Genomic DNA, 23784 nt, shown 5'->3' with positions numbered 1-23784 from the left:
CTTTGAGCACCGGAGTGTACATAAAAGGTACATGAGGAGCGGAAAAGCAAGCCAACGAGCTTCAAAGGAAGGCCGACTAAAAACGGGCTTGCGCTCAGGCGTCGGCATACCCCTTTTGAAGGGGCATGTCATTTTTACCGGACTTTTTGAACATCCTCTATAAGCAGCAGCCTCGCTGGGTAACACTTTATTTATGATAATGTTCGCATATGTAAATGGTATTTATCAAGTAATTGGATCGCTTTTCTGAATATAATTGTGGGTTGGAAGTATGCCTCATAGAGAGAATGCCACAACGATGTTGACGTTACACCCGTTTTGGTTGATATGACTGTTCCCAAGAAATTGATGGATGTTTCCTGGCGGTTTATCAATCGGGTTATCACCAATTTCGATAAAATGCAGGGACAAAGGAACCACCCTCTGTCCCTACAGCAGGAGTACTGCAACTATGGTAGAGATGACGAGTCCGAGCATAACTGGCAAGAAGTTTTTACGAACGAGGTCCATGACGGATACACCACAAAATCCGGCAATGGCGATGAGTGAGGACCAGGCAACGATTGTTCCGCCACCAGTCCAGATAGCCCCCATTTGGCCAATAGCTGCAAGTGTGCTGGCATCCAATCCATCTTGTTGTAATGAAGCGGCTAGTGCACCTGTTAATGGCAACCCAGAAAAGCCAGAACCATCCAGTCCGGTAATAATCCCGATAATTAAGACACTAAATGCTGCAAGTAACGCACTATGCGGCAGGAATTCCTGTGTTGACTGCACAAGGTCGAATAAAAATGATGGTGGGTTTTTCTCGATTCCCAAAATACTTCCAGCAAAATCCGCACTACCAAGGAAGAAAAATCCCGCAATCGGAATAACCGGGCCCATCGCCTTAAACGCAAACACAAAACCATCTGTTATGTGATTACTAATATAATCCAATGCATGTTGTCTTCCAAAGGCGACTGTTGACAACAGCAATAATATAACAGCCACACCACCGATAAAAGCTGCCCCATCACCACCTTCAAATCCGCTCATTCTGCCTGAAGAAAGTTTCGTGAAGACCATATAAATGACGACACAAATCAATGCCAACGGAACAAGCACGGCAAAAATTTTACTCCACGCTGATAAATGTGTTGCATGCGGTTTATTCGTTGATTCCGTATCTATTTGTAATGCTTCCAGTTCTTTTTCAATACATTTTTGATCAAATTTATTATCCTGATTACGCATGTGTTTACGGTGGAGGAAATAGACGGTGACAATAGCAATTCCACCAGTTATTAGTGATAATATCAATGCCTGATCCGCTACAATACCTGTTTCAATTCCAGCTGATTTTGCAGATAAGCCCGGTGCCACCTGTACAATGTAATCAGACGAAAGTGCCATCCCCTGGCCAGCTAACGCAATCGCAACCGCGGCTGTCATGGCAGGCAACCCTGCTCGAACGGCTGCCGGAACAAGTAAAGCACAAATAAGCGGAACGGCTGGTGTTGGCCAGAAGAACAAGGAAATAACATAAGTGATGGCGACCAGAACAAAATAGGATACATGCCCATTAACCATCATCTTTTGAATCGGTTGCACCATCCGGCGATCCGCACCAAGATCATGCAACGAATGCAACAATGCGATCATAAACGTGATGATCAGGAAAATGTTAAACAATTCTTTAGCAGCAACCAGGTTCGCATGAAAGATGGCTGTAAATCCGTCAATGACATTCCCCTTATACACGAAGGCAACGATAAATGTCCCCAGTAAAGTCGGCAACACAACGCCACGTTTGAAAATCATGGTCAAAATAATTAATAACGTAAAGGTCCCATATAACCAATGCGATATTGTCAGCCCCATTGAACCCTTCCTTTCTCACTACATGTGCTATAGCCTATGCAGCAAAGCACATACAGGTGAGAAAAGCGAGATATGGAGATGGTCCAAAACTACCGCCAGCCCGCAACCCGAACCGTATCTACTTAAACACTCAGATGAACATTTAACGGCGATTTTGTGCCATTTGTCGGCGATTTCAATTCATCATACGGCGATTCTCACTTAATTCCTCAACCCACCTCGTCGTTTTCTTTGGATTTTTCCGATTTTTCAGCACATGAATAACATAATAATTTCCCGTCTATTTGTTCTCCATCAAAAAATCCATTCTCACCATATACGTTTTTCCCACATGATTGACATGATCCAATGAGTTCGCGCACGATTTACCCACCCCATCTATATTGTTCGTACCTCCTCTACTATAACAAATAATGGGAATATTATCATAACATCTGAACAATTCTTTTAAAGAAAAACCAAACTGCCTATACAGCGGTGAAACCATCATGACTTGCTTCTTGTTCACTACTCATCGGCAAGAACAATCATCCTAAGATGGGAAAACCCGTCAGCATAAAAACTAACAGGTTTTTCTCATTGATAAGTATTTTTAACTGGTAAAATTCCATTCGTGATTTTGGCGATGATGATGTTGAAAAAGACCACACCGAAAACCACAACCATAATAGCACTGATAAACTGTAAAATAATGCTGACAATATCATTTGGAATGATATCCGTTACCAAATTCATCCAATAATATAAGAAAACACCACCAATTCCTGTCAAGAGGATAAACGTCAGTACCACACCACTTATCTGTTTAACCGTTAGTTTACGCCATACCTCCTTGTGCTTTAAGGCCGCATAGACTGAATATACAATTAAAACAATCACCAACATTGCTGTACGATTCATATGCTAATTCTCCTTGCTATTTTGCTAGTGAATGGGTATCCCCTCTTGAATGGCTCGCTTTAAACCTTGCTGCATGTACCCGATCCCTTTATATTGTAATAGTGGAAACGTTGCGGGAAACGAGGCACCAAAACTTGCCTCAATCACTTTTTTGTATTTTTTCCCTGTTAAAACAATTAATTCATCATATTGATCCAGCTTTTTCATTTTCACCTGTGCTTGTAAACGTTGGGTGGAGATGATTTCGTCACTCTTTTGATTAAACGTTACATCATAAGGGCCGTCGACGATGTCATCCGGGAATAAAAATCCGTGCTTAGCCGATAAAACGACCCAATCATTGGTAAAAATTTCGGCATACCGGCGACACAATGTGTGAAATGTCCCCACGTATGCTTCTTTCGCTGTAACCGCACCAAGTTCCGGATGTTTATCCCAAACTTTCTTGATCCCACACGGAATAATACTTAATTGTTTCATAGCCATCCCTCGATTTTTTCTTGTCGTCCATGAAATTATAAAGTGAAACTTCAATCAGTGAAGGTTTTCTTTATCTCCTCACTTTTCATTCCCGGATTACCCTTAATTTCTTGAAGTGGGTATTACCGCCAGTTAATGCGGAAAATTTTTTGATTGTGGATAATTGGACAATGAGGATAAACCACGTCCGAACCGTCTTTGCGCTTACAACACATATCCTGGTTCATCCTGTTCGGGTACATATTCCCCATTCAAACCATTACGGAGGATATAGTCCAAAAAATCGTTCGTTTCCAACAAAGACAGTTCCTCATTATCTACTATAACGCGCTCAATACGAAATGCTTTGTCATCTTTTTCAGCAGCAAAGTCAATTTGAATCTCATGTCGCTCATTATCCATTTGTTTTTCCCCATTGTACCTCACAACGGCAGTATCGGAATCATCTGCCACTTCTTCCCATGAACCATGCTCAAATAGATCAGCAAATAATTCATCAACCGTTTTATCCGGTAATTCGTCAAAGGTACCATGTTGAATACTGCTAACTATATCAACCTGCTGAGGAATAAAGGATGTCGGGACGCCATAGACAAGTATCATTATCATAATCGCCAATAAAACACCTAAGAAGCTGGTTCCACCTTTTTGCTTCAACGCTGCCTGCTTTATTTCTGATGGCTGCTCTTTATCCCGAATTATGGAAATCTGTTTCATTGTATGTTTCCGATAAAGGTGGTTTCCATAAAGACCCAGAATCACCATCACGGCAAGGTTAATCTTATAATCAACTGGATCGTAAAATAATCCCGTAGTTTCCGTGGTATACTCATAACCTGCTAGATACAGAATAAAATCAATTGCTAAGAAAATAAGCGCAATCACAAATATTTCACGGTACATTTTTCGGTAGCCCAGCCAGAAAATGCTTAAGAAAAAAGCCGCAAAATTCCGGGAGAAAGAATTACCTTTGTCTTGCATTTGCTTCCATTTACCTGAATAAAAGGGATAATTACTTCCTACAAAATTTTGAACGTCCACTTTCCATAACTGCGAATCATTATTTTCCGTGCTATCTTGTGCTGCATCTGCAGGTGTAACTGTCGCCGCAAGCGAATCCTGTTTTTTTTGGCCGCAATTCGCACAAAAATTTGCATCTCGATCCAGCTCCGTGCCACAATTCGTACAATACACGAAAACCCTCCCTTTCCTTTTTTAACCACCGATAAGCAACCAATCAATCATATTATAGCATTTCCTGATACCATTTTACGATCACAATCTGTTTTTGTTTAAGGGACAGACTTATGTGGAAAAACTAATAGATAAGTTGACAATATTAATTTATCATTTTATACTTGGTGTTGAAAAGTAACCGATGTATTAAAAATCACTTAACCAGGAGGAATACAAATGGCAAAAACAAAATGGACAGTTGATCTAGCGCATAGTTCGTTGGAGTTTGTTGTCAAACACATGATGATTTCGAAAGCAAAAGGGGCATTCAACGAGTTCGAAGCAAACATAGTAGCAGATCCGGAAGATTTGACCGATGCAGAAATCGAATTTACCATTGATGTCAACAGCATTGATACGCGCCAACCCGACCGCGATGATCATTTGCGATCAGCCGATTTCTTTGATGTGGAAAATCACCCTAAAATGACATTCAAAGCTACCGACATCACTAAAAAGTCGGAAAATGAATATGACGTCACAGGTGATTTTACAATTCGTGGCACAACCAAACCAGTAACATTTTCCGTCGAATATGAAGGTCAGCACAAAGATCCGATGAGTGGTGATACAGTTGCCGGTTTTAGTGGAACAACTAAAATAAGCCGAAAAGATTTTGGTTTAACCTGGAACGTCGCCCTGGAAACCGGCGGAGTTCTCGTTGGTGACGAGGTAAAAATCAACATAGAAATCGAAGCACATCAAGCAGAATAAGCGTAGCACAGAGCCGGCCAGCCCGAAAGCGGTACACAAGGGCGGCTCTTCCCTTGCCCAAGCGGGACACAGAGACGGTTCCTTCGTCCCACCAAAAAATGGGAATCGCTGATAGAACACATGAAACCGCTGATAGAAGTGAAATAATCGCTGATAGAACACGCAAAACCGCTGATACAAGTGCAAAAGTCGCTGATAGAACAAACAAAACCGCTGATAAAAAATGCTATACAGCATCAGCGGCTCTACACTACTCCCGCCAACAAGGACAGGAAATTTACTTTCCTGTCCTTGTTTAATCTTTAATTATTCATTCAGACAATCCTCCAGTACTATACATAAGTAATGGGACGTTTGAAAAGCAGATATTTAAGGAATACACACAATAGAATGGTTGTACAAGAAAGCAAGCGTGCCAGTTAAATGATACCGGCTAAGAATGCCACGTCCTGTACGCTAGCCGCTAGGTGCTGAAGCTAACAAAAAGATATAGAAGGAGGAACATGATCATGGGATTGAATGTTGCACAAAAATTAATCCGGGATCATCTCGTTTCCGGAACGATGAACAAAGGAGAAGAAATCGGACTGAAAATCGATCAAACGTTAACCCAGGATGCCACAGGGACAATGGTGATGCTGGAACTGGAAGCGATGGGACTCGATTATGCCAAAACAGAAGCATCTGCACAATATGTGGACCATAACCTCATCCAGGTCGACAACAAGAATCCGGATGACCACCTGTTTTTGGAAAGTGCCGCTCAACGATTCGGACTGCATTATAGTCGGCCAGGCAATGGTGTCAGCCACCCTGTCCATATGCAGCGATTGGCAAAGCCCGGAAAAACATTGTTAGGATCGGATAGTCACACATGTGCCAATGGTTCAATGGGGATGCTTGCGATGGGTGCTGGTGGAATCGATGTAGCCATGGCCATAGCTGGAGAACCAATCTACATTAAAATGCCGGAAATCTTTGGGGTGAAGCTTACTGGAGAACTTCCAGATTGGGTTAGCGCCAAGGATGTCATTCTGGAAATGCTGCGACGCTATGATGTCAAAGGTGGCGTAGGGAAAATTATTGAATATTATGGTCCCGGGTTAAAGCACTTAACCGCTATGGATCGTCACGTTATTGCCAATATGGGTGCAGAACTTGGCGCAACCGCAACAGTATTCCCATCTGATGAAGCGGTAAGAGATTTTTTAAAAGCGCAAAATCGGGAAGATGATTGGATCGAGTTATCCGCAGACTCGGATGCTACTTACGACTTGGAGGATACAATTGATCTTTCCAAATTGGAGCCAATGGTGGCCAAACCGTCAAGTCCTGGAAACGTTGTAAAAGTTAGTGAATTAGAAGAAACACCGATATATCAAGCCTATATTGGTTCATCGGCAAATCCGGGTTATCGTGATTTTGCCATCGCAGCTGAAATGGTTAAAGGAAGAAAAATTGCACCGGGGTTATCATTTGATATTAACCCAACATCAAGGCAAATGCTAACAAATTTAGTACAAGAACTGCATATTGCCAGCCTGCTGAAATCCGGTGCCCGTCTCCATCAAGCTGGCTGTAATGGCTGCATTGGCATGGGGCAGGCACCCGCTTCCGGTCGCAACAGTCTGCGTACGACACCACGAAATTTCCCGGGACGTTCTGGAACCAAAGAGGACAGTGTTTACCTGGCAAGTCCTGAAACAGCGGCAGCATCGGCATTAACAGGAAAAATCACCGATCCCAGAACACTGAAGATACCCTATCCAAAAGTTACCGAGCCAACATCAGGTAACGTTGATGACCGGTTAATGGAAAAACCGCTGCCATATGCTGAGGCGCAAAAGGTCTCTCTTGTGAAGGGTCCAAACATTGTTTCGATTCCGGAAATGGATCAACTTCCTGATACACTAGAATTGCCGGTCTTATTACATGTCGGGGACAATATTTCCACAGACGAAATACTTGCTGGTGGTGCGCGGGTATTGCCATTTCGGAGTAATTTACCGGAAATCAGTAAATTTACGTATGAACAAATCGATCCAACCTATTATGACCGCAGCATGAAAGTTAGAGAAAAAGGTGGCCATGCGATCGTTGGCGGCTACAACTACGGGCAAGGCTCAAGCCGTGAACACGCCGCACTCGCACCACGATATTTGGGACTGCATGCGGTTATCGCCAAAGATTATGCCCGGATTCACTGGCAAAATCTTGTCAACTTTGGTGTATTGCCACTTACATTTGCGAGTGTTGCAGACTATGATCGCCTTGCACAAGGGGATGTGCTTGAATTTACCAATTTGCGGGACACGATTCAGAAGCAACAGGAATTTGAAGTGTCCGTAAAAGGCAGGAATGACAAAATCAAGGTACAGCATTCCTTATCCAAACGGCAGGTGAATATTCTCTTGCAAGGCGGACTCATCAACTGGATTCGGATGAAACAGCAATCTTAAAACGAAAAGCTGGCAGCCATGAAGGGGGCCAGCTTTTCTATCTTTGCACTTTGAAATTTAGCTATTGATCATTTTTACATATTTCTCTTCTATTTTGTGCTTCTTCTTTGTGTCGTTTGTTGCATCAAAAAATGCAATAACATCAGCATACGCATTTTCCAGCAATTCACGGTCACCAGTTTTCTCCAATTGTTCAATAGCCCGTTCATAATTAACCCCCGCACGATGTTTATCAGCTTTGGTCTTATGTTCCAGACAGTAAGCATACTGCATATATACCATTCCCAGTTTACGAACCGATTTATCATGTGATTTTTTGTACATGTCAATCGCTTGTTCATAATAAGGAACAGCTTCATCGAGCAATGATTGGTCAAAGTAATAGAAAGCCATTTCAATTAACGTCTCCGCATGAACAGCGGTGCCCGCCAGTTTGGAGTCGGCAATCAGTGGCAGCACTTCCTGCAAATAGCGGTATGCTTGTTCATCATCATCCCGGGTCCCATGAATCTTGGCCAGACTAACCATGCTATTAATTTTCATTTCGAGATGATCATCGGCTAAGTCCACTGCCTTTTGCAAATACATGATTGCCGGGTCATATTCATTTTTTGCAGAATACAACATCCCGATTTTAAAATGTAAATACAGAATCATATACTGGTCGCGAATATCGTCTTCCTGAAAATAGGTCAACCCCTGTTTGTAATACTTAATTGCTCTGGTGAATTTCTCCAGCTTCTCTTCTGATTCACCTAGTACTAAATAACCACGGGCAAGTTTCATCCGATCCGGTTCTTCTTCATCCTCCATCCGCTTCACTGCTTCAGATAAAATTCTCCTGGCCAGTTTATAATCACACATAAAGGCAAGTTCTCCATATATGACAAGTTCACTCCCCGACAAATCATTTGCTGACGCATACAATTTGTTCATGATGATAGACGCCTGCTTATACTCCCCTATTTGTGCATGACTGACCGCTTCTATCAACAATAACAATTGGACAAGTTGCGGGTCATCACCATATTTTTCCCGGTACTCAGCTGATTTTGCCAACACGTTGGGAAAATGGTCTTGTTTAATTTCCTTAAGAAGTGTCAGCAGATCGGCCTGATTGGTTTCATTTTTTACTTGCTCAAACTGTTCTTCCAAATTTAAAATATCCATATTTGCCATGGCGATATCTCCTATCCGTTACGTAAAAGTTTCCTATCTTTATTGTAACGTAAAATGTCGACTTATTACTCCTATCACCATTATTGTCATGAAATACTCAAGAATTAACTTCATCGTCAAACAGGAGATCCATGTTATAATGAAATAGAAGTAGAGATAGGAGGAATATACCATGGTCATTTATTACGATAGTTTTTGTCCGATGTGTACGAACAGCTCCATTCTTTGGAAAAAATTAGACCTGCATCATCGCCTAACCTTTTTCTCATTTCGTGATTTAGAAAACTATCCGCAAGCAATGGAAGAAAAATTGCATGTGAAGCATGATGGAAAATGGTTTGCCGGATATAACGCCCTTATTCAAATCGTCAAACAGCTGCCATTATTATGGATCATGCTTCCTGCCATGTATTTATTGAAGTGGATTGGGCTTGGGGACTTTCTCTATCAAAAAATTGCTAAAAACAGAAAGCTCATTCCTGTCAACCAATGCCGTGACGAATCATGTCCAATTCCGGATAGAAAATAATTTATGTTTATTGTTTAGGCGTATCCGCAGAATAAACCTGAATCGCCATCTGCCCGTCAATTGCCCTGGTTCTAATCAAAATTGGTTGATGGGATTTATTGGCAAACACAAAATCAGGTCCATACCAACTGACTGTCGCATCCCGTCCAGGCGGAACATATGGCACACTTCTACTGTGAGAATAGCGCTCTACAATCTCAATACCATTAATATCAACCGCATTATATAATGTCGAGGATACTTGGCAAATACCCCCACCAATATCTTCAGCCAATTCACCCTTTACAATCACTGGGGCACGCATATACCCTTTTTCTTTTGTCCGCTTGCCAACCACTTTGTTAAACGAAAAAGTCTCATCCGGAAGCAAAACATAATTATTAATCGCTTCAGCAGCCAACGCAATATTATGAGAACGCTCTTTATTGCTTTCCTGAAACCGTGTCACATAACTGCCAACTTTCTTTTCCCGGATGGTCGATAACAATTCACTATCCACTTTTGGGTATACCAGCCTTTTGGGAATCTCCAATGTGGTTGGCTTTCCCTCATAAAAAAACGCACGAAATTGCCGATTAAATTTTTCTCGATCCAGTACATACCCCGGCTTTTCCGGAATAATTTCGCCCCGATCATTAATCATTGCGTCAACGGGTTCCTTATCAATCTTTTGTGCAATCGTATCAAATAATCGATCCAGCTTTTTCTGTTCAATAAATGGTCCGTCCATAAAAGGAAACGAATAGTGATCCCGTGAGATAGTTGTTGAAATTTTATCATGATCGGTTACCGTTAATTCATTTGCCATAACGGTTATTGGTGTAAATACGAACAGTAAGGAAAATATAATTGATTTCATCGTTCAGCCTCCTGTACGTAGTATGGAGCAAAACGGGGTTTTCATGAGAGAATATTGGGATATAAAAGCAAAAAAGCCCCTCAACCATTCAGTCAAGGAGCTTTTTCAAATGATGTTTTGATGTTTTATTAACGGAAATCACGTGAATCTTCCATGCAACGGCTTGCACATGCATATCCAATGATTGAAGCAATTGCCGCTAAAAGAAAATATAATGTACCTTTTTTCATGCTCATGAGCCTCCTATTTTCTTCATAAAGTGAAACTTCATTCAGTGGTGGTTCCTTTTCTCCCCCACTGGGCTTTTATATTCTTATTGGCTTTTTACGACTAAAACGGACGCACTTTACCTTTTTTAAGCAACAATTTTGGACCGCCTTGCAAGAACAAAGAGCGGTTATCGATTACTTTTTTCATCGTAGCTGCTGATTTGCCGTATAATTTTGTACCAGAAAAGACAGTTCCCATCGCATCTTTTACGCCAAGTGATGCAACCGTACCTTTATCATCAAAGACAAAGTTTGTTAATGGTTGATGATGCAGAAGTGCTGCAATATTATCAGCACAAGTTGTGGCATGCTGCATTGCTGCCTGGGCAGTTGGCGGGAATGGACGACCTTCTTTTTCATTCATTACCCATGCACAGTCACCAAGAATGAAAATGTTATCCTCACCAGGTGCACGCAAATCACCATTAACCGTAACTTTTCCTTTCGTTAATTCAAAACCGGATTTTTTAAGAACTGGGTTACCTGTTACACCACCAGTCCAAACGATGGTACCTGCTTTAATTTCCTCATTATCATCACCAACAACAAAGCAATTCTTTTTACACTCTTTAATTGGTGCACCTTCCCGGAATTCTACCCCGCGTTCCTGCAAGGATTGTTTCGCATAGGCAACCAAGTCTTTATCGAAACCAGGCAGGATCGATGGTGCCGCCTCTACATTGATGATGCGTACTTTACTACGATCGATATCATATTTTTTGCATAGTTGCGGAACACGCTCAGCCAATTCCCCAACATATTCGATACCGGTGAATCCACCACCGCCGACAAGAATGGTTAAACTGTCGTCGTTTTTTTCTCCATTATTTTTATATTGCGCGAACTGATATTCCATATGGTCGCGGATTAACTGACAGGAGTCAATGTCCTGAATAAAGAAGGCATTTTTTTCCATACCTTTAATTCCGAATGTGTTCGTAACGAAACCAAGGGAAATGACTAAGTAATCATAGGAAATCTCACTATTTTCCAGGACAACCAGATTATCGTCTTTTTTCACTTCAACAACGTTATCATAAATCAAACGAACGCGATTTGGATTTATAACATCGCTGATCATGAAACGAGCCTGGTTATGATTAATCGTACCCGCTGCTACCTCATGTAACCAAGTAGTTTCATAATGATAATTGTGTTTATTGACAAGGATAATCTCTGCCTCATCTGCCCCAAGTTTTTGTGTTAATTTTTTTGTTGTCATCATGCCGGCATAGCCTGCACCAAGAACAACAATTTTTGGTTTGTTCATAAACTTGTCCACCTTTCATTTTTTGTAGCTGCAATAGAACATATAATTACAATCTATTTATGTAACAATACATCCATCATATCAAAAATTTTATAATTAGGCTAATGAAATTATATGCTAACTACAAAGGCGGAAGCGCCCGGTTAGCAACGTACAAACTGGAGCACTTCACAATGAGATAAAGGAAACACGGTGAGCTGAAAGCGAGCCGATGTTGACTTATCGTAGTGGAGAAGTGTGAAGTTTGCTAGTTGCTGGGCGCTGTAGCCAGACGAGGCCTGCCTTGGCATGAGCAGGATAGGGGCTAGATTTTATACATTTGCACCCTTGAATAAGGGAAAGTTTGCTATTTTAATTACACCAATAGTTTCAATTTATACCAATTTCGCGAGGTGGATGATGGAAAAATTATATATTAAAACGGATGATCCAGCGGTTGTTCCATTAAGCCAACAAGATCCTATCATGGGGAAATTAATTTCGATTATCGGCAACTTGGAAATCGCATTACGTCCAAACTATTTTCATTCGTTAGTCAGATCCATGATTGGCCAACAAATCTCCGTTGCGGCGGCAAGTGCCATTTATAACCGACTTGATACGCTCATGGAGCATGACATTACCGCTGAAAAATTATTGCTGGCAGATGATCAATCATTAAGTGAGATTGGATTATCCGCACGTAAGGTACTGTATTTGCGTGATCTTGCTGAAAAAGTGTCCAGTAACGTACTAAACCTCGAAGTGCTGGATGGACTGGATAATAATGAAGTGATCAAGCAACTTACCAGTATCAAAGGCATTGGCAAATGGACAGCGGAAATGTTTTTAATTTTTTCGCTCCGCCGAATGGACGTGCTATCACTCGATGACATCGGGATTCAGCGTGGAGCTAAATGGCTGTATCAGGTAGATAAGTCATACCGCCGGCAAATTTTAATCGATAAGGCTAGTTTGTGGGATCCACACTTTTCGATTGCCTCTTTTTATTTGTGGGAAGTCGTGCATCTAAACTTTGAAAAGCTCTATTCATCAATTGACGATATTGGAGATAGTCACCCGCCGCTTTAATGCGGTTAAAGCAGCGGTGATCTCCATTTTAAACAGGGCGGACGGTTATTTCATTCACATTAACATATGCCGGCTGTGTCACCGCATACACAATTGCCCGGGCAATATCCTCAGGCTTCAGTGGCTTGCGATCAGATGGAGCATCAGAGGAAATTTCTGTATCGACCATTCCAGGAGAAATATTCGTTACGCGCACACCGGTCCGAGCCAATTCCTTTTCCATACTCATGGACAATGCCCGCACAGCATACTTGGTGGCACTATATACCGCACTCGTTTTGGCGATTTCATGACCGGAAACGGAGCAAATATTGACAATATGTCCGGCTGAACGCTCCAACATACTTGGTAAGGCTGCATGAACGCCGTAAAGTACCCCCTTAATATTTACATCGATCATCGTTTCCCAAGCTTTGACATCACCTGAACGTATGCTTGAGGAAAGAACCGCTCCAGCATTATTAACGTAAATATCAACTTGTCCAAATTTTTCAACTGCCGCTTGAACCAAAGCATCGACATCACTTTGTTTGGATACATCCGTCACTACTGAAATGGCTTGTCCATCGCCCTTATCGTTGATTAATTTGGCGATATGATCCAACCTATCTTTTCGTCTGGCAGCTAGCACAACATTTACCCCTTCTCCGGCCAAATACTGCGCGGTCATTGCCCCAATCCCACTACTTGCACCTGTTACAATTGCCGTTTTCCCTGTAATATTTTCCATTTATGAAAACCTCCTTTTTTAGGATCAGTCCCCACCTCCCCCATGTTTTAGAGAAGTAAAGATCTGATCCCAATTATGTTATTTTCTTTTGACAAAGGGAAGTAACTTGCATACAATATTAGTATATGAAAATATATACATGTATTGATTATCAATCGAAATGGGGTATCAGGATGGAAAAACAGGAAAAAGCGTACACGGATCTTGATGAAGAAACACTTTTCGTCGTCTCACAAACTTTTAAGGCTTTAGGAGATCCAACGAGAATTCGAATTCTGCATTTGCTGTTTCATAAAGCGTGTTCAGTTAACGAAATTGCCAAGAACCTGCATCTGAGGCAATCAACCGTATCCCATCAATTACGTTTTTTGAAAAATTTACGGCTTGTGACATACCGACGGGAAGGAACGACATTGTATTATTCGCCTGATGATGAACATGTAATGGATATGCTGAAACAAACCATTGAACATGCTTGTCATAGCTAGTTTGGATGGGAGGCTTTTAGATGGGACACGATCACGGTCATGATCATACACATGGCGCTAATAAAAAGGCTTTAACAATTAGTTTCATCATCACAACGACCTATATGATTATCGAAGCGATCGGCGGATTTTTCACCAATAGTCTCGCTTTATTATCAGACGCCGGACATATGCTGAGCGATTCAATCTCATTAGGTGTTGGTGTACTTGCTTTCATTATGGGTGAAAAAATGGCCAATCACAGTAAAACGTATGGCTATAAACGATTTGAAATCCTGGCTGCCCTATTTAATGGAATTACATTGGTTATCATCGCCGGTTATGTGCTTTACGAGGGTATTCAGCGGTTTACTTCACCTGCAACGGTTGCCTCAACGGGGATGTTAATCATTGCTACCATCGGGTTGCTTGTCAATGTTACAGTTGCCTGGATATTAATGCGTGGGGACACGGAAGAAAATTTAAACTTACGCGCAGCATTTCTGCATGTTCTTGGCGATATGTTAGGATCAATCGGTGCAATCCTCGCAGCACTTTTGATCATGCTCTTTCAATGGGAGTGGGCCGATCCGCTTGCTAGTATGATTGTAGCAGTACTTATTCTGATCAGCGGTTTTCGTGTTGCCAAAGATGCCATTCATGTGCTGATGGAAGGTACTCCAAAAAGTATTGTACTTGATGATATCATTGCAACCATTGAGAGTGTTTCCGGCATCGAAAGCATTCATGATTTGCACGTATGGAGCATTACCAGTGGACAAAACGCTTTATCCTGTCACGCTGTCGTTGATGATAAGTTAACGATTCATGACAGTCAAGCTTTATTACGAACCATTGAACATAAGCTGGCACACAAAGGGATTGGTCATGTTACCATTCAAATGGAAAATATCAGTCACCCACATAACAACACGTTAATGTGCCAGCAACAGGATGAGCATTAAAAAGGAGCATCCCCATTACTGAAGGGATGCTCCTTTTTCGATTCTATCGTTTGGGCGTGACTTTCTTGGACTTTCGGAAATTTCTCTTGCGTCAGTATGATTCCCTATTTTGATTAGCGCCACCCGGAACATTTACTATATTCTAGTGATGATTTTCGTCCCGCTCGTTTGACTTTTCCTCGGTCTCGATCAACTTTCGCGTCCGGCTCGATCAACTTGCATCATACCCGATAGAACTACTTTATGCCCGTTTCCGAAATAAGCTTATCAGTGCTAACAAAATCGCTACTACTGATAAAATCACAGGTAACCAGCTGCTCGTACCGGATCCGGATGTTTGCTGGTCGTCAGCTGTTTCATGAGCCGTATCGGTCCCGGCTGTATTGTTCCCATGTGGTGAAACTGCATCTCCTTTGACTACCTTGGTTACAGAAGCCGGTTCATCTGCATCAGGTGCGCCATTCCATTCCACAACCGATCCATCATCATATGTCTGATACGCTTTCCAGCTGAATTCTCCGGGTTCACTCGGGTTGGCCGCAATAAATGGAAACTCGATGAATTCATTTGGTCCGATTCCTTTATCCGCTGCTGTCCAGGTCACCGATGTAATCATATCATTATCATCTTTTTTTAATTGGTAGTCCCAATCTTCCATCGGCTGAACAGAAATAAGATTGATTCCATCCGGGACCTCCAGCTCTACTTTTGTTGTATGAGCATCCTTTTCTACCGGAATCCGTACTGTATATTTTTCGTATGCATTTGTAGAACTTTCGCTTGGGTGCACCGTGACATGGGCTTCAGCGATTGGTGCTATAGCCAACAGGAAAATTACCGCCATAACAGGAATAGTCCATATCGTCTTGTTTTTCATGTAAAAAATCTCCCTTCTTTTCAACTATTGCCATTTCCCGCAATAAAAATATCATCCGTCCATTCTTTTTCCTCTCCATCGGGATATGAAGCAACGATATTAAGGCGCCAGGTTCCTGACATGGAGAACGGTAATGTCACAAAGTAATCACCGGACTTTCCTTTTTTCGCCGGGAACGGACCAGCTTTCATCCCATGATCCGGCATCGAAATTGCAATATTTATTTTTTCAGGCTTCTTTCCGTCTACATTGCCAATGCTGGCTGTCAAGATTTGTTCGCCACGCTGGAGCTTATCAATGTGGATTTGTGCCTCTACTTGATCTGCAGTTAACGTGCTATCATATGATTTGACCGCGACCGGATAGGCGGTTTGACTCATCCACACACCCAATAAGATGACAGCCAAACCAATTATCCATTCCACACGAACGACCTTTTTTGTCGTAAAGCTCCCCCGCTTTTTCCATGTTAACGTTTGGAATAATGCCAAACCCAGCATAACAATAGTGAAAATAACTTTTAGGAGCAACAACGTACTCCAGCCCATCCAATCAGTAATCACCGCCGTCCAGCCTGTTTGAAGAAAGACCATGATGATCCCGGATAAAACGACCAACCCGGATGCAACCATCATCTTATATACAAAAAAAGGTCTGAATTCCTTCCATGAAACATCTGTAGCCTGTTTTCGATGCCAATGGATAAGTAGAATCACATAACCGAGTGCACCAAGCCATAAAGCAATGGATAACTGGTGAATGATCCGGGGTATGACGGCAAGATAGGGGTTTTCGATTCCCCATACATGCCCTCCAAAGGCTGGAATAACAGCTAACGCGAACCACATAAATAAATACCAGCCATTAACCATTCCCGGAATACATAACAAAACAAGGAAAAATAGTTGGGTAAATAGCATAAGTACAAAAGGAAATTCCGTTAATATATCCCATCTTCCGTTAAATACCATTTGCACCAAACCCGGCGGAAGCTCCAGTGCATAAGTAATGAGTTCTCCAATTGTTGCCAGAACAAGCAAAATCATTGCGATAGTTCTGCCCCGTCCAAATAAACTGGTAAGACCAGGAAAACCTTGCCTTTCTGCCAGCCAGCCAAACCAGAATAGGCCAGCTCCAAGTAACAGCAAACCCTGTGCGATCGTCCGGGAAACAATCAGTGATGCCTGTCCCCCATTACCTGCAACAGATTTAACACCGCCTTCTGTCGCCTTCCCAACCGCAAAAACGTAGGAACCACTAACCGGATGGCCGTCCAGTGATACGACGCTCCATTTTACTGTATATGTACCTTCTTTTAATTTTGGCAGGGAAAATTCCAGAAGTGGAGCTCTCACTGATCCACCCCCATCCGGATTTCCGTTAAACACCGGTTTTGCATTCCAATCATAGATGGTAACTGTTGCTAAATCCTGTTCAACTGGCTCATTAAAACGCAATTTCAAGGTCGGTGGGGAATCCTCAGTAACTACCTTCTCCGCTGGCGTTGTTTCCAGTAAAGTAGAATGTGCCTCTGCGGCGGGGGTGTAAAGAAAGGCAAGTCCAAAGGCAAATAAAAGTACGATAAGCATGGCACAACGGTTCATCACCTTCTTATGAAACAAATAAGTTCCTGTATGATTCAATCAGACTCACCTTCCTTCCCTATTCTCGATCAACTTTCGCGCTGTCTCGATCGACTTTCTCGCAGTCTCGATCAACTTTCTCGCAATCTTGATCAACTTCCGCATACTCTCGATCAACTTTCTCGCACTCTCGATCAACTTTCCCGCACTCTCGATCAACTTTCTCGCCACATAACCTGTCCTTCACCAGATAAATTTCATCAATTGAGCTCTATTTCTTTTCAATCGTGATTGATTTTTTCGGCATCGTATGCAAACCTTCCGCGTCGACATGGGAATACATTTCAAAAACACCTTCATGATCAAACGTTACCTTTTTGGAATATGTTCCATCGTTATTATTGTCTGCGTCCACTTTGGTGCTATTATCTTCATCGCCTTTTTCCCAATATTCAAAAACAACATCATCTGCATTTTCAACCTCGTCCCCACCATAGGTTACTGTTGCTTGCAATTTTACTGGTTCTCCCACTTTTGCCGTTTCCGGAACCGCGAAATCAACATCAAGCATTTTTACCTCGTCCGAATCACTGTTATTATCATCATTGCCACACGCTGTCAGTACAGCCATGGTCAACAGTACGATCGCTAAAACATACTTTTTCATTTTAATTCCCCCCATGAAGCCAATTCTTTCATAAAGCCAAACAAACGTTAACATAAATGTACCAATAACGTATCGTTTAAGCAATGGAGATTGTGTGAACACGGGGCTATTCAAAGGAATTACAGGGTATGTACAGATTAGCTAGCTTTGAAATAAAATTTTGATCAAATTTATTTTAAATCTATTAACAACTAATTTCAAGTCATATTCCTCGCCTTTTTGCAATATGATTCACTATCAACTGTTTTTGTAGGGAGTGATAGTATGACTGATCAATCATTAATAACCCAGGAAACTTTGGGCAAATACTATAAACTTAATAGAAAGAAGAAGGAAATTGAAAAAGAAATGAATCAGCTGAAAAACTTATTTAACACGTACTTTGATCAACAGGTAGGCGCCAATACAAAGGGGGAAATTACCGATGGCGGTTACAAACTGCAACGACAAATTCGGACAACTGAAAAATTCAATGAGCAAATGACCGTTGACCGGCTGGAGGATTTAAAGCTGAATGATTTGATTAAAGTCGTGAAAAAACCGGACAAGGAAAAAATAAATTCGGCGATTAGTTTGGGATTATTGGACGAAAAGGATCTGGACGACTGTAGAGATACGACCTATACAGCGGCGATTACGGTTAGGGAAGTGTAAGAGAAGCGAATAGAAAAATGTAAATCTTCCAACCACAATTGTCCGGAAAAACAATTGACACATCACCAATATCCTGCAATAATAAATGCAACAAGTTTACACGGTTACCTTTAATTCAGTCCTGTGAGGCTGGCAAGGTGAACAGATACAAGTCTGTTATTGTGATAAAATATGAGAGCCATCTCTTTATTTCATCTTCCTAAAAACACCTTGCCATACATAGGCAGGGTGTTTTTTCGTCATCACACAATCAAAGCAACCGTAGTTCAAATTAAAAGGGAGAATAAGAAATGGCACATAAAGAAATCCAGGTTCATGAACGTTTACCTATCTTGCAAAGCTTACCATTAGGAATTCAGCATTTATTCGCTATGTTTGGCTCCAATGTCTTGGTACCGGTACTATTCGGCATTGACCCGGCAACCATTCTATTAATGAATGGCGTTGGCACGATTATCTATCTATTGATTACCAAAGGAAAGATCCCTGCTTACCTTGGATCCAGTTTTGCATTTATATCCCCTGCCTTCGTTATTTTAAACCAGTATGCAGGTATATCCGGATATGGTTATGTGCTTGGCGGTTTCCTCGTAGTTGGTATCATCCTCTGTGTGGTCGGCGGGATCGTCAAACTCATAGGCACAGCATGGATTGATATTATTTTTCCACCAGCCGCAATGGGTGCGATTGTTGCGGTGATTGGGCTGGAATTGGTCCCGACTGCAACGGAAATGGCTGGCTGGATTGCCCCGGCGGACGCTGATGCTGACTGGGCGATGGATCCGAAAGTTGCCCTTGTTGCATTGTTAACCCTGTTAATCACCATTATCTGTTGGGTTACATTGCGAGGCTTCTTAAAGATTATTCCGATTCTGATTGGTATTATCATCGGCTACATGATTGCCTATGCTTTTGGATTGGTCGATTTTACAAAAGTGCAGGAAGCTGCCTGGATCACGATGCCAACATTTTATCAAATGAAAATCGACTGGTCGGCAATTCTTGTTATTTTACCTGCCGCTCTGGTTATCATCCCAGAGCATATCGGCCATTTGTTTGTAACAGGTAATATTGTTAAAAGTGATCTAACGAAAGATCCCGGGCTCGATCGGTCATTATTCGGAAACGGGATTTCAACAATTGTTTCCAGTTTTATCGGTTCTACACCAAACACAACTTATGGAGAAAATATCGGTGTACTCGCGATTACCAGAGTATACTCGACCTGGATTATTGGGCTGGCTGCGATATTTTCTATTATTCTATCGTTTTGTGGTAAATTGGCCGCCCTTATCTCATCGATTCCGTCACCAGTAATGGGTGGGATTTCGCTACTATTATTTGGAATCATTGCCGCGAGTGGGATTCGCATGCTGGTAGAGGCAAAAGTGGATTATAGCCGCTCACAAAATTTAATCCTTACCTGTGTGGTTCTTGTCATCGGCATTAGTGGTGCTACCGTAAAGCTTGGCTCTGTCGAATTAACGGGTATGGGGCTGGCAACGATCGTAGCAATTATTCTTGGTTTGTTCTTTAAATTGCTGGACGTGTTGAAACTATCGAATGAATGATACAGAAAGAATTGTACATGGTTTACAGTTCACCAAGGAAAGATTTGAAAAGTTGTATCAATGTTTAAGATTAACATCTAGCCGCATTTTCTCTTTGAAAAAAATGCGGCTGTTTTTAAAAATAGTTTTGTCTTTTTATAATTACAAAGCTGACTGTAAATGTATCGGTGATTTTTTAACTTTGCCTCTTTTAAATTTTCATGATTCACGTTTGATTGGGAATTCACGGGCTGATTAACATTTATCGATAATCGTTATGGTTGGGTTGAAACAAATCATCACTAGCATCCCTGACCACTGAAAAATGCTCCACGTTGTAGTGCCCGTGAAGAATTTCATTATGATGGCTGATGATCTGTTCGGCAGTCAAACTTTGGGAATCTGTCGTTGAATGCCCATCACCTACCAGGGTCACATCAAAACCATTCACGGTTGCTGTTCTGACTGCCGTATCAATACAGTGCTCAGTTTTACAGCCCATAACTACGAGATGTTCGGCACTATTATCTTTTAAATAATCCAGTAATGAAGTGCCATGAAACGAATTCGTCGCCTCTTTATCAAACACGATTGACGTCCGGGGAGTATCGATATCTTGATGGATTTCGAATCCTTTACCTTTGCCTTCAGCAACATCCTTATCTCTAACGAAAACAACTAAACAATCTGATGCCAGAGCCTTTTTTATCACTCTATTAATGTTCTCCAACAGCATTGCCTTATTGAAAACGCCCTTCTCGTTAACATTACCATTAATTAATTCCTGCTGTGCATCGATGACCAACAATGCTTGATTCATTTGAAAACCCCTTTTTCATCATATTTATTACGCACTCAATTTTCTCCCCCGATTCCAGATGCATGATGTTACTTTAATAACTTATTCGTTATCAGACCTTCCCCCGGTATCTCTATAAATTTCCTGTTATCTGGTTGGCACGGCAATTATCAATTAGTCAGGGAAGAAACAGGAAAATCCGATGCAGTGGAAAACAACTATCCCATTATTAATTGGGGATCTTCATCCATTACCTCCAAGCTGTTAAAATCTTTGAGTATTTACATGTTTTGGATGCCCTGCGCTACCTTTTATTAGGTTTCGGATAGTATTCTGTTCAACTTGGACAGCATTTTTTAATTTCAGCTAGTAATCTATTCAACCCGGACAGTATTTTTTGACTTATCCCGTATTTTTCCTTTCAATCGGGCGTTATAACCCTTCTCTCGGCCGATTACTCGCTGTTTTCCTTTCAAATCTACCGTGACAGCTCTTCTCTCGGTCGATTCCCAACAGTATTTCCTAAATGACTCAGGCTCGGAGATAAGAATATTATTACAGACCGTTACGCACAATAAGAAGCCCATTTTTGATAGAGTTTAATCAAAAACGGGCTTTTTTCATAAACCCTAAGGCAAAACATTTCCTGCTGCACGATACAGTTCATACCATTCTTCCCTTGTCAGGTTAACATCAGAAGCTTTTGCGATGTCTTGTAAACGTTTCGGATTCATTGTCCCGACAACCGGTTGGATGCTGGCTGGATGCCGCAAGATCCATGCAATCGCAATCGCGGAATCCGTTACCCCCTTTTTCTCAGCGAGTTCTTGCAGTTTCGCATTGACTTTCGGAAACGCCTCATTGCCAACAAAGGTTCCTTCGATCATTCCGTGCTGAAACGGGGACCATGCCTGGATCGTGATATCATGTAGGCGACAATAATCGAGAACACTGCCTTCCCTGACAATCGCCGGATCGTGCTGCATGTTCACATGAAGTCCCGCATCTATCATCGGCGTATGTACAATACTTAATTGCAACTGGTTTACGATAATATCTTCCTTCAGCTCTTTTCTCAATAGTTCCATTTGCATCGGGTTCTGGTTGCTGACTCCGAAATAGCGAACCTTCCCGCTTTCCTTTAACGCAGAAAAAGCCTCAGCCAACTCTTCCGGTTCAACAAGAGCATCCGGGCGATGAAGCAGCAGACTGTCGATATAATCGGTTTTTAAGCGCCGGAGACTACCTTCAACAGATTCGAGAATATGTTTTTTGGAAAAATCAAAAAAGCCGTCGCGAATCCCACATTTCGTCTGTAGCTTCATTTTTTCCCGAACATCGTCATTCATATCAATCGCTTCCGAAAATACTTCTTCTGACTCTCCTCCGCCATAAATATCAGCATGGTCAAATAAATCGATCCCTACATCCATGGCATTTTCAATCACATAGGATGCCTCTTTTTTACTGAGTTCATGCATACGCATACAACCTAAGGAAATTTCGCCAACCTCTAAGGCACTGTTACCTAATTTGATCTTTTTCAAAAAAGCACCTCTTTTCGTCTGAATAATTATATAGTAACATGTTTTCTTTATATGGACGAATGCCTCAACTCACGAAATTTGTAACAAAAACAAGCACTAGGTGAATAAAATGGGCAGTATCTGAGAAAGGAGGATGGGCATGACTTATTACAATAATGAACAATCGTTTATGGAGAACCGTCAGAATGGTCCTTGGGTGTGTTTCCCTGTACAGGGTCAAGAAGGTACGCAACAAAACGGTGGAGGGTTGGAAGGTACAATTAATATGTCGGATGGTTCTCAACAATCAGTTGTTTGCTTTCCTTCACAACCACAAGCTGGTGATCAAGGACAAGGCGGTGGCAGCCAAGGACAACAAGAAGGTAACCAGGGGCAAGGCGGCATCCCAATACCGTTTGGTCCAGGCGGATCTCAAGGGCAGCAAGGTGGCGGTCAAAACCAAGGTGGTATGCCAACACTTCCAGGTATATTTGGACCAGGGGGAGGTCAGGAACAACAAGAAGGCGGCCAGGGGCAAGGCGGCATGCCGATACCGTTTGGACCAGGTGGATCTCAGGGGCAACAAGGTGGCGGTCAGGAACAAGGCGGTACACCTATGTTTCCAGGCATATTCGGACCCGGGGGAGGGCAAGGACAACAAGGTGGCGGCGGCCGAGAACAGGGCGGCACACCTATCCCACCGTACATGTTTGGCTATCCCCAAGCAACTATTCCCTATTATATGTGGACCCCGGTTAGATATGGATATTACTGGTAATGCATTGCCCAAATTGAAAATACTGTAAAAGCAGCCGGATCGGTGATGACCCGGCTTTCTTACTGCTTACCAGGAAATTTAAAAATTAAATGCTTGTGGATAACTTTGTAATCAGGATGAGCCCCGTCCGGCTCCAGCGCCCAGCAGCTAGTGTGCTTCCTTCACCTTCGTACGATAAGTCAACATCGACTCGGGGTAAAGGAAGGCCGACTAAAAACGGCCTTTGCGGCCAACGTCGGCATACCCCTTTTGCAGGAGCATGTTTCCTTTATCTCCTACGGTTCAGTCCAGCACATACGCTGCTAACCGGGCGCTTACGCCTTTGTTCTTTTTTACAAGGTCTCCATTAATCAAATAAT

The 23784-nt window shown here is 42.1% G+C and carries 24 protein-coding genes; 10 read left to right on the top strand and 14 right to left on the bottom strand.

Features of this window, described 5'->3' with window-relative positions; translation table 11 throughout:
- Window positions 1-429: 429 nt before the first annotated feature.
- The 5 genes from ABRT01_RS11205 to ABRT01_RS11185 all read right to left on the bottom strand — a co-directional run bounded on the left by ABRT01_RS11205 (window position 430) and on the right by ABRT01_RS11185 (window position 4437).
- Window positions 430-1863 (bottom strand): hypothetical protein, encoded by a 1434-nt coding sequence (locus ABRT01_RS11205; RefSeq protein WP_367747172.1) that lies wholly within the window; start codon window positions 1861-1863, stop codon window positions 430-432.
- Window positions 1864-2072: 209 nt separating this feature from the next.
- The gene (locus tag ABRT01_RS11200; RefSeq protein ID WP_269409478.1) at window positions 2073-2225 is read right to left on the bottom strand and encodes a hypothetical protein; all 153 of its coding nucleotides are present in this window, start codon (window positions 2223-2225) and stop codon (window positions 2073-2075) included.
- Window positions 2226-2439: 214 nt separating this feature from the next.
- Entirely contained in the window at window positions 2440-2763 is a 324-nt protein-coding gene (locus ABRT01_RS11195) for a hypothetical protein (protein ID WP_367747170.1), read from the bottom strand.
- A 24-nt stretch (window positions 2764-2787) separates the two neighbouring features.
- Complete coding sequence (locus ABRT01_RS11190) at window positions 2788-3243, bottom strand: DUF6884 domain-containing protein (protein ID WP_269409480.1); 456 nt, start codon at window positions 3241-3243, stop codon at window positions 2788-2790.
- Window positions 3244-3447: 204 nt separating this feature from the next.
- Window positions 3448-4437: a DUF2628 domain-containing protein gene (locus tag ABRT01_RS11185; RefSeq protein ID WP_269409481.1), complete on the bottom strand. Its 990-nt coding sequence runs from the start codon at window positions 4435-4437 to the stop codon at window positions 3448-3450.
- A 219-nt stretch (window positions 4438-4656) separates the two neighbouring features.
- Here ABRT01_RS11185 and ABRT01_RS11180 point away from each other — a divergent pair, with 219 nt between their 5' ends.
- The 3 genes from ABRT01_RS11180 to ABRT01_RS11170 all read left to right on the top strand — a co-directional run bounded on the left by ABRT01_RS11180 (window position 4657) and on the right by ABRT01_RS11170 (window position 7652).
- On the top strand, window positions 4657-5193 hold the full coding sequence (locus tag ABRT01_RS11180; protein WP_269409482.1) for a YceI family protein: 537 nt from the start codon (window positions 4657-4659) through the stop codon (window positions 5191-5193).
- A gap of 53 nt (window positions 5194-5246) precedes the next feature.
- Window positions 5247-5492 carry a hypothetical protein gene (locus tag ABRT01_RS11175; RefSeq protein ID WP_367747167.1) on the top strand — a complete coding sequence of 82 codons (246 nt, stop codon included), beginning with the start codon at window positions 5247-5249 and terminating at the stop codon, window positions 5490-5492.
- 210 nt (window positions 5493-5702) lie between these two features.
- The gene (locus ABRT01_RS11170) at window positions 5703-7652 is read left to right on the top strand and encodes an aconitate hydratase (protein WP_367747165.1); all 1950 of its coding nucleotides are present in this window, start codon (window positions 5703-5705) and stop codon (window positions 7650-7652) included.
- A gap of 57 nt (window positions 7653-7709) precedes the next feature.
- Here ABRT01_RS11170 and ABRT01_RS11165 read toward each other — a convergent pair whose 3' ends face one another.
- Entirely contained in the window at window positions 7710-8831 is a 1122-nt protein-coding gene (locus ABRT01_RS11165) for a tetratricopeptide repeat protein (protein ID WP_367747163.1), read from the bottom strand.
- Between the two features lie 172 nt (window positions 8832-9003).
- Between ABRT01_RS11165 and ABRT01_RS11160 the strand changes: the two genes are divergently transcribed.
- Window positions 9004-9360 (top strand): thiol-disulfide oxidoreductase DCC family protein, encoded by a 357-nt coding sequence (locus ABRT01_RS11160; RefSeq protein WP_269409489.1) that lies wholly within the window; start codon window positions 9004-9006, stop codon window positions 9358-9360.
- A 7-nt stretch (window positions 9361-9367) separates the two neighbouring features.
- Here the strand turns inward: ABRT01_RS11160 and ABRT01_RS11155 are convergent, their stop codons facing one another.
- Both ABRT01_RS11155 and ABRT01_RS11150 read right to left on the bottom strand, forming a co-directional pair.
- Window positions 9368-10219 (bottom strand): VanW family protein, encoded by an 852-nt coding sequence (locus tag ABRT01_RS11155; protein ID WP_367747161.1) that lies wholly within the window; start codon window positions 10217-10219, stop codon window positions 9368-9370.
- 330 nt (window positions 10220-10549) lie between these two features.
- On the bottom strand, window positions 10550-11758 hold the full coding sequence (locus ABRT01_RS11150; protein ID WP_269409491.1) for an NAD(P)/FAD-dependent oxidoreductase: 1209 nt from the start codon (window positions 11756-11758) through the stop codon (window positions 10550-10552).
- A 399-nt stretch (window positions 11759-12157) separates the two neighbouring features.
- On the opposite strand from ABRT01_RS11150, the gene ABRT01_RS11145 reads away from it, so the two are divergent.
- Window positions 12158-12829, top strand: a complete 672-nt coding sequence (locus ABRT01_RS11145) for a DNA-3-methyladenine glycosylase family protein (protein ID WP_367747159.1) — start codon at window positions 12158-12160, stop codon at window positions 12827-12829.
- A 28-nt stretch (window positions 12830-12857) separates the two neighbouring features.
- On the opposite strand, the gene ABRT01_RS11140 is transcribed toward ABRT01_RS11145, so the two are convergent.
- Window positions 12858-13559, bottom strand: a complete 702-nt coding sequence (locus tag ABRT01_RS11140; protein WP_269409493.1) for an SDR family oxidoreductase — start codon at window positions 13557-13559, stop codon at window positions 12858-12860.
- A gap of 173 nt (window positions 13560-13732) precedes the next feature.
- Here ABRT01_RS11140 and ABRT01_RS11135 point away from each other — a divergent pair, with 173 nt between their 5' ends.
- Both ABRT01_RS11135 and ABRT01_RS11130 read left to right on the top strand, forming a co-directional pair.
- Window positions 13733-14047, top strand: coding sequence for an ArsR/SmtB family transcription factor (locus tag ABRT01_RS11135; RefSeq protein WP_269409494.1), 315 nt, complete (start codon window positions 13733-13735; stop codon window positions 14045-14047).
- Between the two features lie 20 nt (window positions 14048-14067).
- On the top strand, window positions 14068-14991 hold the full coding sequence (locus ABRT01_RS11130) for a cation diffusion facilitator family transporter (protein ID WP_269409495.1): 924 nt from the start codon (window positions 14068-14070) through the stop codon (window positions 14989-14991).
- A gap of 241 nt (window positions 14992-15232) precedes the next feature.
- Here ABRT01_RS11130 and ABRT01_RS11125 read toward each other — a convergent pair whose 3' ends face one another.
- From ABRT01_RS11125 to ABRT01_RS11115, 3 genes are all read right to left on the bottom strand, one after another.
- Window positions 15233-15868, bottom strand: a complete 636-nt coding sequence (locus tag ABRT01_RS11125; RefSeq protein WP_269409496.1) for a YcnI family copper-binding membrane protein — start codon at window positions 15866-15868, stop codon at window positions 15233-15235.
- Window positions 15869-15888: 20 nt separating this feature from the next.
- Window positions 15889-17511 carry a copper resistance CopC/CopD family protein gene (locus ABRT01_RS11120; RefSeq protein WP_269409497.1) on the bottom strand — a complete coding sequence of 541 codons (1623 nt, stop codon included), beginning with the start codon at window positions 17509-17511 and terminating at the stop codon, window positions 15889-15891.
- Window positions 17512-17722: 211 nt separating this feature from the next.
- Window positions 17723-18118 (bottom strand): FixH family protein, encoded by a 396-nt coding sequence (locus ABRT01_RS11115; protein ID WP_269409498.1) that lies wholly within the window; start codon window positions 18116-18118, stop codon window positions 17723-17725.
- A 264-nt stretch (window positions 18119-18382) separates the two neighbouring features.
- On the opposite strand from ABRT01_RS11115, the gene ABRT01_RS11110 reads away from it, so the two are divergent.
- Both ABRT01_RS11110 and uraA read left to right on the top strand, forming a co-directional pair.
- A complete protein-coding gene (locus ABRT01_RS11110; RefSeq protein ID WP_367747154.1) occupies window positions 18383-18772 on the top strand; it encodes a hypothetical protein in 390 nt (129 codons plus the stop codon).
- A 290-nt stretch (window positions 18773-19062) separates the two neighbouring features.
- Window positions 19063-20343, top strand: coding sequence for a uracil permease (uraA, locus tag ABRT01_RS11105; protein ID WP_269409500.1), 1281 nt, complete (start codon window positions 19063-19065; stop codon window positions 20341-20343).
- Between the two features lie 241 nt (window positions 20344-20584).
- On the opposite strand, the gene ABRT01_RS11100 is transcribed toward uraA, so the two are convergent.
- Together ABRT01_RS11100 and ABRT01_RS11095 are read right to left on the bottom strand one after the other, a co-directional pair.
- The gene (locus ABRT01_RS11100) at window positions 20585-21142 is read right to left on the bottom strand and encodes a cysteine hydrolase family protein (RefSeq protein ID WP_269409501.1); all 558 of its coding nucleotides are present in this window, start codon (window positions 21140-21142) and stop codon (window positions 20585-20587) included.
- A gap of 608 nt (window positions 21143-21750) precedes the next feature.
- Window positions 21751-22668, bottom strand: a complete 918-nt coding sequence (locus tag ABRT01_RS11095; protein ID WP_269409502.1) for an aldo/keto reductase — start codon at window positions 22666-22668, stop codon at window positions 21751-21753.
- Between the two features lie 139 nt (window positions 22669-22807).
- Here ABRT01_RS11095 and ABRT01_RS11090 point away from each other — a divergent pair, with 139 nt between their 5' ends.
- Window positions 22808-23425 (top strand): hypothetical protein, encoded by a 618-nt coding sequence (locus ABRT01_RS11090; RefSeq protein WP_269409503.1) that lies wholly within the window; start codon window positions 22808-22810, stop codon window positions 23423-23425.
- The last annotated feature ends 359 nt before the right edge of the window (window positions 23426-23784 follow it).

Origin of the sequence: Lentibacillus sp. L22 (genome assembly GCF_040812445.1) — a bacterium.
GTDB lineage: Bacteria > Bacillota > Bacilli > Bacillales > Amphibacillaceae > Lentibacillus_C > Lentibacillus_C daqui.
Note: the sequence above shows the minus strand (reverse complement) of the source record. Positions and strands in the feature narration are given on the sequence as shown.

Bases quoted from the DNA above. Each gene is read 5' to 3' on its own strand.
- ABRT01_RS11205 (WP_367747172.1), bottom strand. From the start codon at position 1,863: ATGGGGCTGACAATATCGCATTGGTTATATGGGACCTTTACGTTATTA.
- ABRT01_RS11195 (WP_367747170.1), bottom strand. From the start codon at position 2,763: ATGAATCGTACAGCAATGTTGGTGATTGTTTTAATTGTATATTCAGTC.
- ABRT01_RS11190 (WP_269409480.1), bottom strand. From the start codon at position 3,243: ATGAAACAATTAAGTATTATTCCGTGTGGGATCAAGAAAGTTTGGGAT.
- ABRT01_RS11180 (WP_269409482.1), top strand. From the start codon at position 4,657: ATGGCAAAAACAAAATGGACAGTTGATCTAGCGCATAGTTCGTTGGAG.
- ABRT01_RS11170 (WP_367747165.1), top strand. From the start codon at position 5,703: ATGGGATTGAATGTTGCACAAAAATTAATCCGGGATCATCTCGTTTCC.
- ABRT01_RS11165 (WP_367747163.1), bottom strand. From the start codon at position 8,831: ATGGCAAATATGGATATTTTAAATTTGGAAGAACAGTTTGAGCAAGTA.
- ABRT01_RS11160 (WP_269409489.1), top strand. From the start codon at position 9,004: ATGGTCATTTATTACGATAGTTTTTGTCCGATGTGTACGAACAGCTCC.
- ABRT01_RS11155 (WP_367747161.1), bottom strand. From the start codon at position 10,219: ATGAAATCAATTATATTTTCCTTACTGTTCGTATTTACACCAATAACC.
- ABRT01_RS11150 (WP_269409491.1), bottom strand. From the start codon at position 11,758: ATGAACAAACCAAAAATTGTTGTTCTTGGTGCAGGCTATGCCGGCATG.
- ABRT01_RS11145 (WP_367747159.1), top strand. From the start codon at position 12,158: ATGGAAAAATTATATATTAAAACGGATGATCCAGCGGTTGTTCCATTA.
- ABRT01_RS11140 (WP_269409493.1), bottom strand. From the start codon at position 13,559: ATGGAAAATATTACAGGGAAAACGGCAATTGTAACAGGTGCAAGTAGT.
- ABRT01_RS11135 (WP_269409494.1), top strand. From the start codon at position 13,733: ATGGAAAAACAGGAAAAAGCGTACACGGATCTTGATGAAGAAACACTT.
- ABRT01_RS11130 (WP_269409495.1), top strand. From the start codon at position 14,068: ATGGGACACGATCACGGTCATGATCATACACATGGCGCTAATAAAAAG.
- ABRT01_RS11125 (WP_269409496.1), bottom strand. From the start codon at position 15,868: ATGAAAAACAAGACGATATGGACTATTCCTGTTATGGCGGTAATTTTC.
- ABRT01_RS11115 (WP_269409498.1), bottom strand. From the start codon at position 18,118: ATGAAAAAGTATGTTTTAGCGATCGTACTGTTGACCATGGCTGTACTG.
- ABRT01_RS11110 (WP_367747154.1), top strand. From the start codon at position 18,383: ATGACTGATCAATCATTAATAACCCAGGAAACTTTGGGCAAATACTAT.
- uraA (WP_269409500.1), top strand. From the start codon at position 19,063: ATGGCACATAAAGAAATCCAGGTTCATGAACGTTTACCTATCTTGCAA.
- ABRT01_RS11100 (WP_269409501.1), bottom strand. From the start codon at position 21,142: ATGAATCAAGCATTGTTGGTCATCGATGCACAGCAGGAATTAATTAAT.
- ABRT01_RS11090 (WP_269409503.1), top strand. From the start codon at position 22,808: ATGACTTATTACAATAATGAACAATCGTTTATGGAGAACCGTCAGAAT.